This is a genomic window from Bradyrhizobium sp. SZCCHNRI3043 (genome assembly GCF_032377735.1).
Taxonomy (GTDB): domain Bacteria; phylum Pseudomonadota; class Alphaproteobacteria; order Rhizobiales; family Xanthobacteraceae; genus Bradyrhizobium.
Window position 1 is genome coordinate 54,312 of record NZ_JAUHID010000010.1, and the last position, 15,010, is coordinate 69,321.

At 64.6% G+C, this 15,010-nt stretch carries 9 protein-coding genes; 7 read left to right on the plus strand and 2 right to left on the minus strand.

Annotated elements, in window-relative coordinates; all coding sequences use genetic code 11:
* Positions 1-208 precede the first annotated feature (208 nt).
* Both QX124_RS20235 and QX124_RS20240 read right to left on the minus strand, forming a co-directional pair.
* The gene (locus QX124_RS20235; protein WP_315737292.1) at positions 209-2,566 is read right to left on the minus strand and encodes an efflux RND transporter permease subunit; all 2,358 of its coding nucleotides are present in this window, start codon (positions 2,564-2,566) and stop codon (positions 209-211) included.
* A gap of 399 nt (positions 2,567-2,965) precedes the next feature.
* The gene (locus QX124_RS20240; protein ID WP_315737291.1) at positions 2,966-4,552 is read right to left on the minus strand and encodes a B12-binding domain-containing radical SAM protein; all 1,587 of its coding nucleotides are present in this window, start codon (positions 4,550-4,552) and stop codon (positions 2,966-2,968) included.
* 583 nt (positions 4,553-5,135) lie between these two features.
* Here QX124_RS20240 and QX124_RS20245 point away from each other — a divergent pair.
* From QX124_RS20245 to QX124_RS20275, 7 genes are all read left to right on the plus strand, one after another.
* Complete coding sequence (locus QX124_RS20245; protein ID WP_315779681.1) at positions 5,136-6,872, plus strand: methyl-accepting chemotaxis protein; 1,737 nt, start codon at positions 5,136-5,138, stop codon at positions 6,870-6,872.
* Positions 6,873-6,961: 89 nt separating this feature from the next.
* A complete protein-coding gene (folE, locus tag QX124_RS20250; RefSeq protein WP_315779679.1) occupies positions 6,962-7,582 on the plus strand; it encodes a GTP cyclohydrolase I FolE in 621 nt (206 codons plus the stop codon).
* Positions 7,583-7,786: 204 nt separating this feature from the next.
* Positions 7,787-8,332, plus strand: a complete 546-nt coding sequence (locus tag QX124_RS20255) for a sigma-70 family RNA polymerase sigma factor (RefSeq protein ID WP_315779677.1) — start codon at positions 7,787-7,789, stop codon at positions 8,330-8,332.
* Positions 8,329-8,979 carry a ChrR family anti-sigma-E factor gene (locus tag QX124_RS20260; RefSeq protein WP_315798078.1) on the plus strand — a complete coding sequence of 217 codons (651 nt, stop codon included), beginning with the start codon at positions 8,329-8,331 and terminating at the stop codon, positions 8,977-8,979. Before QX124_RS20255 ends, QX124_RS20260 begins: the two co-directional genes overlap by 4 nt.
* A gap of 486 nt (positions 8,980-9,465) precedes the next feature.
* Positions 9,466-10,749 carry a sodium:proton antiporter NhaD gene (nhaD, locus tag QX124_RS20265; protein WP_315776482.1) on the plus strand — a complete coding sequence of 428 codons (1,284 nt, stop codon included), beginning with the start codon at positions 9,466-9,468 and terminating at the stop codon, positions 10,747-10,749.
* 55 nt (positions 10,750-10,804) lie between these two features.
* Complete coding sequence (locus tag QX124_RS20270; protein WP_315798079.1) at positions 10,805-12,811, plus strand: PQQ-dependent sugar dehydrogenase; 2,007 nt, start codon at positions 10,805-10,807, stop codon at positions 12,809-12,811.
* Between the two features lie 217 nt (positions 12,812-13,028).
* A complete protein-coding gene (locus tag QX124_RS20275) occupies positions 13,029-13,922 on the plus strand; it encodes an SMP-30/gluconolactonase/LRE family protein (protein ID WP_315798080.1) in 894 nt (297 codons plus the stop codon).
* The last annotated feature ends 1,088 nt before the right edge of the window (positions 13,923-15,010 follow it).

Genomic DNA, 15,010 nt, shown 5'->3' on the forward strand with positions numbered 1-15,010 from the left:
CCCCGCTGTCGTCGCCCGGCTCGCCGCCTTCGCTAAAGCTCCGGCGCGCCCTTGAACTCATGGCCGCGTCGAAGCCGAAGGCGCAGACGGGACCGGGCGACCCAGCATCCAGAGGCAGTCGTGACTAAGCCGATAAGCCGCGGCGTACTGGATCGCCCGCGTCGTACGCGGGCGATGACAGTGTTGGACTGGGCTTAGATCACGCCCCTCACACCGGCTTGCGCTTCAGCTTCTGCGACAAGTTGATCAGGAACATCGCGGTCGGGCGGAGGATGAAGAGGTCCGCGAACAGCGCCGCCACCATCGAGAACGCGCTGAGCCAGCCGAACAGCCGCAGCGACGGCAGATCCGAGAACACGGTGACGACGAGGCCGCAGGCCAGCACCACCGTGGTGAGGATCAGCGCCGGTCCGACCAGCACGGTGGCACGCTCCACCGCGACCGCGGCGCTGACGCCGGGCGCACTCTCCATCCGCAGCCGGTTCAGGAAGTGGATGGTGGCCGACAGGCCGAGGCCGAAGGAGACCGTGAGCGCCACCACGCTGGCAAATTGCAGCCCCTCCCCCATCGCCCACAACAACGTCCCGGACATCACCACCGGGAAGATGCCGGGCAGGATGCAGGCGAGCATCACCACCCAGGAGCGGAAGGCGAGCCCGATGAACATCGCCACCAGCGCGAACTCGATGGTGAGCCCGTGATTGAGCTTCTGGATCATGCTGGCGGAGTTGCGCGCGGCGATGGCGGCTAGGCCGGTGACCGCGATCTCAAAGCCGGGGTGCTTCTTCCTGACCGTGTCGAGCTCATGATCAAGCTTGTCGACCACCGGCAGCAGCTGGCTGGAATCCAGATCGGGAACGCGGCCGGCGACCACCACCGCATCCTGCTCCTTGTCGATGAAGCGGCGCACCAGATGCTCGGGGATCAGGTTGACGTATTCCTGCAGCGTCGTCGTATCGGACGAGCCGGCCTTCTCGGCCAGCCAGCGCCTGAGCGTCTCGACCGACCAGACGTTGCCGACACCGGCAGTCTTCTCGACCGTGGCATGGACGTCGGCGATGGTCTGCAACGTCTCCGGCGCATAGAGCGAGGCGCCCTTGGGAAACTGGACCAGCACATTGACCGGATTGGCGCCGGTGAGCTTGGCATCGAGCCGGTTGCTCGCCGCCACTGCCTGGCGCTTGTCCGGCACCTGGTCGGCGAGCCGGTAGCGCGGCTCCAGGCTCGCATAGACCACCGCGAGCGAGCCGACGAACACCACCGCGATCAGGCTGAACAGGCCGGGACGACCGACCATGCGCACCGCGATCCAGTAGCAGAAATTGCGCAGCGCCTGCACGCCGGCATCGGCCCCCTGGAATTTGACCGCGAACGTCTTCTCGTTGCGCACCAGCAGCACGCCGAACACCGGCACCAGCGACAGCACCGCGACCAGCGCGATGATGGTGGCGGCAAGCCCCGCCTCGCCGAACTTGCGGATCAGGTCGCTGTCGGAGAACTGCAGGGCGATGAAGGAAATGCCGGCGGTGGCGTGGGTCAGCACACAGGCGGGGCCGACGACCAGCACGGCGTTCTTGAACGCCGTCACCTTGTCCTGCCCTGCGATCAGGCGGTCGCGGGCGGCGAAGGTGAGCTGCATCGAATCGGAGAAGCTGATGACCATGATGAGCGGCGTCATCACGTTCAGGAACATGTTGAGATTGAAATTGGCCCAGCCGAGCGCGCCGAGCGCGAGCATGATCGCGATCAGCGGCGGAAACGCCGCCGCGATCATGAAGGAGACCTTGCGGAAGAAGATGATGGCGATGATGCAGCCGGCGAGAATGCCGAGAATGTTGTAGGTCAGCCCGTCACGTTCCACCGCGTTGCGGATCTCGAGCTGCATGACCGGCACGCCGGAAAGCTGGACATTCAAGCCGGTGTCGGCGAGGTTCTCCGCCATCAGCTTCCGGATGTCGCCCACCACCTTCCCGAGATCGTTCGAGGCCACCACCTTGGGCTCGAGCGACAGCACGATCAGGGCGAGCGTGCCGTCCTCCGACAACAGCTTGCCGCGGATGATCTCGTTGGACTTCACCGTTTCGATGAACTTGTCGTAGGCCTCGCCCTCCGGCAGATCCGACGGAAACAGCGCTGCCGGCAGCTTGCCGGGCGCCGGCGCCTGACGGGCCGAGAACAGCGACACCAGGCCACGGGTGCCCTCGACCAGTTGCAGGTCGGTCACGAAGTCACGCAGCTTCTCGAGGTTCTGGCGGGCCAGCAAGGTCTTGCCCTCGACCACGACGAGGACGTCGAATTCCTCGGCCGGGAACTTCTTCGTCACCTCCTCGTACTGGTGGAATTCCTTGCTGTCGGAGCGAAACAGCTGGCTGAGCGAATCGTCGATCTGGATCCGCTTGATGCCGAACACCGCCGCCACGATCAGGACGAGCAGGACGACGCAGGAGAAGATCGGCGCCTTGACCGCGAGGAGGCCGAGCCGCTCGATGCCGAAAGCGATGCTGTCGGCCGGCCGGTGCTCGACCTTCTCGACATGGACTTCGTTGTCGTGCCTGACTTCCAGCATGCGGTGTCCAGTGGTTGGGGGCGGCCTAATTCGGAAGGCCTGAGCGCATAGGGCAGAAATAAGGCCGCTCAGCGAAGCAGAGATGACCGCATTGTGGCCCGCAGCCGAAGCTAATCCTTGAAAACATGTGACAATTCGTCGAGGCCGGGTCTAGCAGGGTTCACTCCCCGGCCGCAACCACGCCCGGCCACACAAGACGGCGAGCCGGCATGGCTTCCGATCACGCCACGATTCTGCCGTGCTTGAAAAGAGCGTGGACGACCCGGACGGACGCGGGGCTCAAAAACCTGAACGACTCAAGGGACCGGTATCCGATCCGACCGAGCCGTCCCTTGCCCGGGGCAGGCCGCGGCCGGTGCTGGCGAGCACCACTCGCCGCCCCTGTCCCAGAGAGGACCGTCACCCTGCGGGAAGGGCGGCCTCGCGCAGCCGGATCGAGTAGTTCGACGCGTTCTGATTCCCGCGCGAGGCGGCGCGCGCAAACATGATGAGGTGATGCGCGATCAGCGCCACGGCGATGAAATTCTCGATCTCGCCTCGCTTCAGCTGGCTCCAGGCAAAGCGCCAGAACGGCCGCTTGTAGTCGCCGAGCACGCCCACCTTCCAGAAGATCTTGCCCATCATGACCAGGCCGCGCCTGATGTTCGGCCAGCTCTTCATCTCGTCGCTGACCGGCACCTTGATGCGGTTGGCGTAGGTGGTGTCGCATTGGTGCTTGTAGCGCGCGAGCAGCCGCTCCGGCTCATAGGCCACCTCCATGCAGCGCCGCCACGCCGTGACCACTTCGTCATAGGGCATCAGGAATTTCACGTTGGAGTCGCGGCCGTCATCGTGGACCAGCCTGCCCTCGCGCTCGAGGCGATCCCACAGCGGCGTCTTCGGCAGCGCCTGCAGCAGATTGATCGTGAGCAGCGGGATCCGGCTCTCCGCGACGAACTGCAGCAGCGCGTCCGCGGTCTGCGGCGTATCGGTGTCCAGCCCCATGATGATACCGGAGACGACCTCCATGCCATAGCCGTTGATGGTCCTGATCCCCTCCAGGATCGGCACCATCATGTTGTGGTCCTTGTGCATCGCCGTCAGCGCATCCGGGTCGGGCGTCTCGATGCCGCAGAAGATCGTGATGAAATAGGCCTCACGCATCTTCTCCAGGATCTCGGGCCGCTTGGCGATGTTGAGCGTGGCCTCGCAGGCGAGCCGCATCACATAGCCGGTGCGCTTCTGCCATTCGATCAGATGCGGCAGCAGGTCCATCGCCGCCTTGCGGTTGCCGATGAAATTGTCGTCGACGAAATAGACCGAGCCGGTGACGCCGCATTCCCTAAGCTTGTCGAGCTCGGCGATGATCTGCTGCGGCGACTTGATGCGCGGGTTGCGTCCATAGAGGCCGGGGATGTCGCAGAACTCGCACTGATAGGGGCAGCCGCTGGAATACTGGATACTGCCGAGAAAGTACTTCTTCACCTCGGCGAGCTCATAGGCCGGCACCGGGAAATCGGTCATCGCCACCCGCTCGTCGGTCCGCAGCACGACCTGCTGCGCAGGCCGCGACGGATCCCGCGCCAGCCGCGCGATCAGCTCGTCGGTGGCATCGCCGAGCTCGCCGACATGCAGATAGTCGAAGCTCGGATAGTAGTCCGGACAGGCGCTGACGGAAGGGCCGCCCAGCGCGACCGGCAGGTCGAACGCATGCGCCCTCTGGCAGATGTCGTTCATCTGCTGACGCTGGATGTGCATTCCGCTGACGAACACCGCTTCGGCCCAGGAGAAATCCTCGTCCTGCGCCGGGCGGATGTTCTCATCGATGAAGCGCACCTGCCAGGAACTTGGAAGATAGGCCGCGATCAGCAGCAGCCCCTGCGGCGGCATGAAGGCCTGGACGCCGTCGGTGAGCGGATAGGCATGCTCGAAGGTTCCGAACGACGAGGTGTAGCGCGGAAACACACAGAGAATGCGACGTACCGTTTCGATGCCCTCGAATCTCATCGACTGCCCCTCGCGACAACCCGCTAACTGGTTACCTTACGGCCGAAGATAAGGCTTCGCCACCCCTTCCGGAAAAGTTGAGTGCGATCGAGCCTTCCGCTCCTGTCGCAGGGCGCAACGTCCCCTCCGCATGCCGGATGCTCGCGCCGTCTGGCCTGATCAGACGCGCCCCGACGAGGCGACCTGATCCGATGCATCGCAATTCGGATGGCGGAATGCGAAGGGCGATCTAAAGTTCCAATGAGATGGATCATTGATCGATCGAGCGCAACGACCGTTCCCGGCCGGTCTCCGATCGGCGAACCAATTGGGGAGCGCGTGCGCGGCCGGCCACCGGTTGCAATGCATTTGCAGGGGAACGAGGGGCCTCGAAATGGCGCATGCCCTCCGTAGTCGACCGGATGCCCCGGCGCCCGCCCCTGCTGCGGAGCACCAACTAATCGATTGAAACGCCAAGCGAAGTACGCGGGGGTTGCATAATACTGACGGTGTCAACTTAACGCTTTCTCCATGAAGGTTTTGCATAACTATTAACAATCAAGCGCCTCCTGCGTCGTAGCAAAAACTCGCGGTATCTCACCTCATGACCTCACGCCCGACGTCAACGAATACGGCCACGCGCCAATCCATCGCAGTCAAGCTCTATGCAATCTTCGCGTTGTTTGCGCTATTGACCGCCGCAATCACCTGGCTGTCCGACTACAACTCGCGGCGGGCCACGGAGCTCATCAAGGCCATCGAGACGGCCAATCTCGCCGCTCACAACGTTCAGCTGGTCAACGGCCTCGTCTATGCCGTCGTCATGGAGTCCCGCGGCGTCTATATGTCGACCGACCCCGCCGTCGTAAAACAATACGGCAACGGCTTGCTCAAGTTCAATGCCGACATCCTGAAGGTCGTCGACAAGTGGCAGGCGATCGTACAGGCCGACGACGCCCAGCAATTCGCAACATTCAAGAAGCGGATCGACCAATTCGTCGAATTCCGCGCCGAACTGGTCCGCCGCGCCAATGAAATCAGCCCGGCCGCGGGACGCGAGTGGGGCGACAACGACGCCAATCGCTCCGTGCGCAAGGCGCTCAACCAGGATCTCGAGGCGCTGTCCAAAGTCTATGTCGAGCGCGCAGGAAAGATCGCCGAGGAAACGGCGCTGAACAACAAGCTCTCGCTCGTGCTGACCGGCCTTGGCGGCTTGATGTTGGTTCTGGTCGCAGCCGGCGTGGTGATCATCGCTCGCTCGATCGCTCGGCCGCTGTCTCAGATCACCGATACGATCCGCCGGGTCGCCACCGGCGCCGAGAACGTCGAAGTGCCGTATGCCGGGCGCGCCGACGAGGTCGGCGAGCTCGCTCGCGCCATCGGCGTGTTCCAGCAGGCGATGGCCCATAACCGCGACCTCAATGTCCAGGTCTCGCAGGACTCGGAAATCCGCGAAGCCCGCGCCCGCCACATCGAGACCGCGGTCGAGCAATTCCGCACCGCGATCGGCAGCGTGATGCGGACCGTCACCGAGAACGCCGCCGCGATGCGCCAAACCGCCGAGATGATCACGCGGCTGACGGCCGATGCCAACGAGCGCGCGGTCACCGCCGCCGGCGCGACGTCGCAGGCGTCGACCAACGTCTCCGCCGTCGCGAGCGCCGCCGAGGAATTGTCGACGTCCGTCGAGGAGATCGGCCGGCAGATCCGGCAGTCGGCCGGCGCCGTCGAGCAGACCGGCCAACGCACCGAGAAGTCGGTCACGGAGATCGAGGGCCTTGCCGCCGCCACCCAGCGCATCGACGGCGTGCTGACCCTGATCCAGACCATCGCCGAGCAAACCAATCTCCTCGCTCTGAATGCGACCATCGAGGCCGCCCGCGCCGGCGAGGCCGGCCGTGGTTTTGCCGTGGTCGCTCACGAGGTCAAGGCGCTGGCCGGGCAGACGGCCAAGGCGACCGAGGAGATCAGCCAGAACGTCGGCCTGATCCAGGCCTCGACCAAGACCGCGGTCGACGCGGTCCGCGAGATCGGCCAGGCGGTCCGCGGCATCAACGAGATCACCTCGAACATCTCCAATGCGATCCAGCAGCAGGACCAGGCGACGCGGGAGATCTCGGCCAACGCGCAGTCGACCGCCCAGGGCAACCAGACGCTGGTCATGAACATCGGCTCGCTCCGCGACGCCATCAGTGAGACCTCGACGGCCGCCGCCTCCGTCCTGTCGGCGTCCGGCGACCTCAACGCGACCGCGCAGACGCTCGCCAACGAGGTCGAGAAGTTCTTCCAGAACCTGCGCTCGGGTCCCTCCGCGGAGATGCGGCTGCGCAAGGCGAGCTGACGGCGGCGAGCCATCGGTCGCGGAAATCGCCCCGCAAGACGTGATCCGTTCCGATATCGGAACCGTTTCTTGGTTTTTGGAGAGCCCTCGTGCGCCAGACAGCCAAGAAACTTCCGTTCGCCTGCGACCCGGTTGCGGTCACCCAGGATGACGTCGAGGACGCCATCCGCACCATCCTGACCTGGATCGGCGAGGACCCGTCACGCGAGGGTCTCTCCGAGACCCCGGCCCGCGTCGCGCGGGCCTACAAGAGCTATTTTTCCGGCTATGAGCAGAACCCCGAGGAGTATCTGCGCAAGACGTTCGAGGAGACCGCCGGCTACGACGAGATGGTGCTGTTGCGGAACATCCCGTTCCAGAGCCATTGCGAGCACCACATGGCGCCCATCATCGGCCGCGCCTGGGTCGGCTACGTGCCGCGCAACCGCGTCGTCGGGATTTCCAAGCTCGCCCGGGTCGTCGAGGCCTATGCCAGCCGGCTGCAGATCCAGGAGCGCATGACCGCCGAGATCGCCAACATCATCGACGAGGTGCTACAGCCGCAGGGCGTGGCGGTTGTGATCAAGGCAGCCCATCACTGCATCAGCTCGCGCGGCGTCAAGAAGCACGGTGTCGATCTCACCACCAGCCGCATGCTCGGCTGCTTCCGCACCGAGCCGATGAGCCGCCAGGAGTTCCTGGCGATGGTCAATTCCGACCTGAAGGATTGAGGGTCCGGAAAATCCTCGGCCCGCTGTGATCCAGCCGTCCATGGTCCACGTTATCCAGGATTAAGCAGCGTGCCGGGGACCATGACCACGCGACTGAGAGCGACTGGATTAGCGCAATGGAACGTGGCATCGTCCCGGCATCGATTTGCACGGGCGTTCGGTGCCCGTACCAGGGTGAATGTGAGCAGAGGGCCGAAGGCGACTGTGGACTGGGCTGAATTGATCGGACGCGTCGCCGCGCGCGGCGACCGCGAGGCGTTCAAGACCCTGTTCGCGCATTTTGCGCCCCGCATCAAAGGCTTCCTCATCAAGACCGGCTGCAACGCCGACGACGCTGAGGAAATCGCCCAATCCACCATGGTGGCGGTGTGGACGAAGGCGGGGCAATTCGATCCATCGACGGCCGGCGCGGCCGCCTGGATCTTCACGATCGCGCGAAACCAGCGGATCGACGCCGCGCGCAAGGCCGCCCGCGACAGCCGGCTGAGCAAGGAGGTCGTGCGCGACGAGGAGGCCGATCCGACGCTCGCAGCCGATCAGATCGTCTCGCGTGTCGAAGATGCCACACGGGTGGCGGCCGCGATCGAAAGATTATCGGTGGAGCAATCCACCGTGATCCGCCTGTCGTTCGTTGAAGAACGACCGCATTCGGAAATCGCGGCGGTGCTCGGCCTGCCGCTGGGTACGGTAAAGTCACGAATCAGACTGGCGATGAATCGCCTGAGAGACCTGTTGGACGACGCGACATGACGATCAGCCACCACCCGCCGGAAGACCTGCTGGCCGACTTCGCCACTGGTGCGCTCGACGAGGCCGAGCGGCTGGTCGTCGGTGTCCATGTCGCCGATTGCGGCCGATGCCAGCGCTTCGTACGCGCCATCGAGCAGCTCGCCGGCGCCTCGCTGGACGCGGCCGAGCCGGTCGCGACGGGCGCGGATGCTTTCGATGCCGTGATGGCGCGCATCGATCGACGCCCGCAGGCGGCGCCGCAGGTGAGCGAGGTCGCCGTGCATGATCCCGAGCTCGCGGATGTGCCCGAGATGGTCAAGCGCTGCAAGATCGGCAAGCGCCGGCGCGTCGCGCCCGGCATCAGCATGCGCCCGATCCTGCTGCCGGGCACCGGCAAATCGCGCGCCTTCCTGCTGCACTCGGAGCCCGGGGCGCGGATGCTGGAGCATACGCATTCCGGCAATGAGCTGACCTGCGTGCTGAAGGGCAGCTTCAGCCATCTCGGCGGCTATTACGGACCCGGCGACTTCGACTATGGCGACGACGAGGTCGACCATCGTCCGGTGGTCGGTGACGAGGGCCCCTGCCTCTGCCTCGTCGCGATGACCGGCGACCTGCGCATGCACGGCCTGCTCGGCCGCCTCATCAGCCCGTTCGTCCGGCTCTGAATTCCTCCGCCGTCCTTGTGAGCGCAGCGAAGCAATCCAGGGCGACGCGAAGGGCCTGGATTGCTTCGTCGCTTCGTTCCTCGCAATGACGACCGCAAGCATTCGGGTGATCCGCATCTGACTCTGACCCGTTTCCGCTCAGAGAGAGCGCATGGCGGAGAAGGATGCGATCAGCAAGCGCGGATCAGCGGATCAGAAGGATTACGTTGCGCATCTCGGCAGACTTCTGGCCCGTGCCGGACGCAACGATGAGCAAGCTTTTGCCGAGCTCCATGCTGCTACGATCTTGAAGATGCGGAAGACCGTGCGCGCCGCAGCGCGGCCGAGATCCGCGCCATCCGCAGCCACGCCGACGCGATCGCGTCGGCGCTGGTGTAGGACCCGACGCGGTTTCGGTCCCCTGCTTGCTGGCGGACCGCCGATCGGTCATATCTGGGGCGGTTCCACGCTGCCCATGCCGAGATTCATGACCGGAAATCCCCCGCGATGACCGCTGCCATCGTCGCCGTCTTCACGCTCGCCTATGCCGTGGTGGCGCTGGAACACCCGTTCCGGATCAACAAGGCGGCCACCGCCCTGGTCGGCGCCGGCCTGATGTGGACCGTCTACGCCGTCATGGGCGGGACGGCGCCGACGGTCGCGGCCGAGCTCAACGAGTCCGTGGCCTCGACCGCGCAGATCATCTTCTTCCTGATCGGGGCGATGACCATCGTCGAGGTCATCGACGCCCACAACGGCTTCGAGGTCGTGACCTCGCTGATCGGCACCCGCAACCAGGTCACCCTGGTCTGGCTGGTCGGCTTCGTCACCTTCTTTCTCAGCGCCATGCTCGACAACCTCACCACCGCAATCGTGATGGTGTCGCTGATGAAGAAGCTGTCCGGCCGCGACGAGGACCGCCTGGTCTTCGCATCGATCATCGTCATCGCCGCCAATGCCGGCGGCGCCTGGTCGGCGATCGGCGACGTCACCACCACCATGCTGTGGATCGGCGGCCAGATCACGCCGCTCGCGATCATGAAGTCGGTCTTCATCCCCTCGCTCTTGAACCTGCTGGTCCCGCTCGCCGTCGTCAGCTTCACCCTGCGCGGCAAGCAGCTGGTGCCGCCGGCGAGCGCCGGCCTCGCCTCGATCAGCCCGATCCTGCCGTTCGAGCGCAATTTGATGTTCTTCATGGGCCTTGGCATCCTGGTCGCCGTGCCGGTGTTCAAGGCGGTGACCCACCTGCCGCCGTTCATGGGCATCCTGTTCGGCCTTGGCCTCTTGTGGATGGTCGGCGAGATCGTCCATCGCGAGAAGGCCTCCGAGCAGAAGCAGCGCCTGACCCTGGTGCATGCGCTGACCCGGATCGACATGCCCTCGATCGTGTTCTTCATCGGCATCCTGCTGGCAGTCGCCGCGCTCGAGCACACCCACATCCTCGAGGCGCTGGCGCAATGGCTCGACCGTACCGTCGGCCGGCTCGATCTGATCGTGATCGTGCTCGGGCTCGCCAGCGCCGTGATCGACAACGTGCCGCTGGTCGCGGCGTCGATGGGCATGTACAGCCTGAGCCAGTTTCCGCCGGACAGTTTTCTGTGGGAGTTCGTCGCCTATTGCGCCGGCACCGGCGGCTCGATCCTGATCATCGGCTCGGCGGCCGGCGTCGCCGCGATGGGGCTCGAGAACATCCACTTCTTCTGGTACGTGCGCCGCATCAGCGGCATCGCCTTGCTTGGCTATTTTGCCGGCGCCGCCGCCTACGTCATCCAATACAATCTGCTTCATTGATCGGGACCAACGCATGAGATGGTCGTGGCACAGTCTTGCAGCCGTCGCGACTGCCATGCTCATCGGCATCGGAGCTTGCCGCGCCGACAACGCGACGGTCCGCAGCGGCTACGCGCTCGGCCCGGCCAGTTGCGGCGACGGCGCCCTCGCCTTTCCGCGCCTCCAGATCGACATGAAGCCCGGCTTCTGCGCCGGCCTCGTCGCCAGCCGCGACGACGGCCTGCGATTTCCGCGCGGCATCGTGCAGATCCCCGGCCATCGGCTGTTCGTGATCGCGGACATGGGCGGCTGGGGCCATGACGACGGCCGGCTGCTGATCCTCGATCCCGCGGCGCCCGCCGGCCAGCGCCTCCGCGAGGCGATCATGCGGCTGTCCTATCCGTTCGGGCTTGCGGCCGGTCCCGACGGCAAGATCTACGCCGCCACCGATACGTCGATCTTCCGCTTCGATCCGCTCGCGAGCAATCCGAAAGCAACGATCGAGACCATCATCCGCGACCTGCCGGGACGCCGCCTCACGCTGCCCGACGGCACGCGCCTATCGGAAAGTGCGCATCCGCTGAAGGCATTCGCCTTCGACCGCACCGGACGGCTGTTCGTCAATATCGGCTCGCCCAGCGACAACTGCCTGTCGCCGGCGCCGATCACGCAGCCCTGCGCCGCCGGTGAAGGCACCTCGGGGCTCGCCGCGATCTGGCTGTTCACGCCACCGGCCGGCGGCGTCTTTGCGGCGCTGAAATCCGGCGATCCCTCGCCGCCGCACGAGGTCTACGCGCGCGGCCTGCGCAACTCGATGGCGCTGGCCCTGCATCCGCGCTTTCCCGATCCCGGCACCGCCTTCCTGCAGGGCGAGAACGCGCGCGATCTGCAGGACGTGTTCGCACCCAACGAGGAGATCAATGCGATCGAGCAAGGACGCCACTACGGCTGGCCCTATTGCACCGATCTCGCGACGCCGAGCCCGGAGTTCAGGCGCGTGCTGCAATCCGGCGCTCTCAGAAACTTCTGCAATGAGACCGCGCTCTACAAGCAGCCCTGGTCGCTGCTGCCACCGCACGGCGCGCCGCTCGGCATGCTCTACTACACGGGCGATCGCTTCGACGAGTTGAAGGGCAGGCTGCTGGTCGGCCTGCATGGCTACCGGCCGACCGGCAGCCGGCTGCTCGCCTATGAGGTCGACGAGCGTGGTTTCCCGAAAGTGAGCCCGGCGCCGGTGCGCTATCATGTGAGCTGCGCCGCCGAGCCGACCCGCGCTTTCCAGACCGCAGCCGGTCCCGCGCCGGCTGCGGCGTTCGACGAGGTCATCACCGGCTGGCATCGCGTCAACGGCATCCGGCCGCAAGGCGCGCCGGTCGGCATGACCGTGGCCGACGACGGCGCGATCTGGCTGGTGGAGGACAAGAACCAGACCGTGATCCGGATCGACCGCACGGACGAGGCTGCACCCGAGCCGTTGCCTTGCGACACGAGAAGCGATCAACTGATCGACCGGCTGGCCGCCTTGGTGATGGACGATGCTGCCGGGCGCGCGCGGTTGGCGATGGTGCGCAAGAACCTCGTCGAGAAACATTGTCGCGGTTGCCATTCGGATTTCGGCCTCGAGGCCGGGCAATCCGATCGAGACAAGGACCTCGCGGTGCTGCGCTTCATGCTGGCCCAGGACGGCTGGATCTATCCCGGCGATTCCGAAGCCGGCCGGCTGCGTCAGCGATTGCGCGGGTTGGGTGCCGAGCGGCAGATGCCGCCCGGGGCCGACCTGATCAAGACGGAACCAGGCTATGCGAAACTGCTTGATGTGGCCGACGACCTCGTCGCGCGCCTGGTTCCAGGCACGCGGATGCGGGTCAAAGCGGGTGGCCCGCCGCACCGCAAGTTCTTCGCCGCGGACGGCCGCGAATGCGGCGACATTCCGTTCGGCAAGATCGTCGTGGTGACCGAGAGGTCTGCCGTCAATAAGCCCGGCTTCAGCCGTTTCTTCCGGCCAGCCGACACCTATCTCAACGGCACCTGCACGGACGACGATGGCTATTACATCCAACAGCAGTTTCTGGTGCCGCTCTGACGGACGCGACGAGATCATCCCTGGGATGAGCAAAGCGACTGCCACAGGCGCAGTGTGCTCCCCTCCCCCTTGCAGGGAGGGGTCGGGGGTGGGGGTAGTCGCGAGCACCGCTGCCCGCGATGGTGGGCACGGCGTGCCGCACACGGTGTTGGCTCGGAAGCAGCGTCGCATCGCGCCCTTGCCCACCCTACGCATCCCGCGTTTGGCGGGACTCGCAATGCTCGTCCTTGCGACCGTCCCTGCTCTGGCCGCACCAAAACTGTTCGAGAGCACGCAGCTCACACCGTCAGGCGAATACACCTTCGGCATCGAGGGCCCCGCCGTCGACCGCGACGGCAATCTGTTCGTGGTCAATATCAGCAAACCCGGCACGATCGGCAGGCTGGCGCCGGAAGCGACGGCCTCGGAGAAATTCACCGAGCTGCCCGACGGCAGCATCGGCAATGCGATCCGCATCGACGCTGCCGGCGTCATGTTCGTCGCCGACTACAAGAAGCACAACATCTTCGCCATCGCGCCCGGCACCACCGAGCCCCGCCTCGTCTTCCATGCCGACGACATGAGCCAGCCCAACGACGTCACGCTGTCACGCGACGGCACCATCTATGCGAGCGATCCCAACTGGAAGGCGCGCAGCGGCCGCGTCTGGCGCATTGCGAAGGGCGCTGATGGCGTGATGCAGGGCGTGGCGATGATCGCGCCACGCGCCATGGGCACCGCCAACGGCATCGATCTCAGCCCCGACGGCCGCACGCTCTATGTCGGCGAATCCAACAGCGGCGAGATCTGGTCCTATGCGATCGACGGCGACGCGCTGACACGGCCGAAGCTGATCAAGACCTTCGAGCCGAACACGATCGACGGACTGCGCACCGACGCCAGCGGCCGGCTGCTGGTCGCGCGCATCCTCAAGGGCAGCATCGCCATGCTGGCGCCGGATGGGCGCATGATCAGGGAGATCGCGCTGAAAGCCAAGGAGCCGACCAACCTCGCCTTCGGCGGCAGCGACGGCAAGACCGTGTATGTGACCCAGCGCCAGGGCGGCTTCATCGAGTCGTTTCGGACTGATGTCGAGGGGCGAGAGCATTGTTTGCAGATGCGGAAGTGCTGAAGAAGTAGGGTATCCGGCCTATTGATCATCAAGAAATGACCGTCTTCCAAAATGGAGGCCAGCCACTTCAAGTTCGGGCCGCGCATATTCAGCGCAAACTGGACAATAGTTATGCCATTGCCCATCTCGGTCTCTTCGATTATCCCACGATTCAATGCGACTTACGTAGTTGATTGTTTGTTGAAACGATCGCAAGCCCGGCGCCACCGAAGCACCGCACTCACCATCACAATAGGCCACCCATTTTCCGTTTTTCTGCCGGATCATTGGACTTAACCTCCCGCTGCGCTATGATTTCTTCACACTTGCGGCGAATTAATGGCGAGAGGATTTTGAAATGAGCTTCTATGTCTCCTATATGACGCCGGTCAAACGAGCGCGCATACATAAGGGATCATGCCCTCACTGCCGCGATGGCAAAGGGCAGGAAAACCAAGAGAGAAACAACTCCGGACACACTGGATGGTCGCGCCCCTTTGTAAGTCTTGAGGAGGCAGAGACCTATATGGTCGAGGCCTTCCCTGGGTTTAGCGACATAGGAAAATGCGGCCACTGCAAGCCGGGCGTAGACTAACGCCAGTGGGCTTATTAACTAGTTCGTTCTGATTTTCCTCACCGAGTTGGTCTACAAGAGACATTATCACGTCGACATATCCACTATTCGCCAATTGCCCGTCGTGCCAGTTTGTCGCACGCTTGCCCACTTGTGTCGTCGGGCAAATCAGACCGATGTTTCCGGCCATCCCGGGCTCGTGAGAGGGGCGTATCGCGGTCGTCACGAACGTGGAGCCTGGGGAGCGGTGGGCGTGTGGTGCTGCAGCGTGATCAGTCGCGCGGACGAACGGCATGATGCGCACGGTGAAGTCGTGATGTCCCGACACCCCGATGCTGGTGTCAACCTGGCGCAATGCGATCGCGCTGGGGATGGTGGCCAGAAAGCCCGGCGCACCAGGGAGACCACGTATAAGCCGTAAAGCCATCGCGCAGGGAATGCCGGTTGATCCGGCTTTGCCTGTGGTTCCTGCCGCCTGCATTCTTTTCGCAGGCGGGCCATGGGTGAGGCCATCACCCGGCATTCCCTGCGCCCT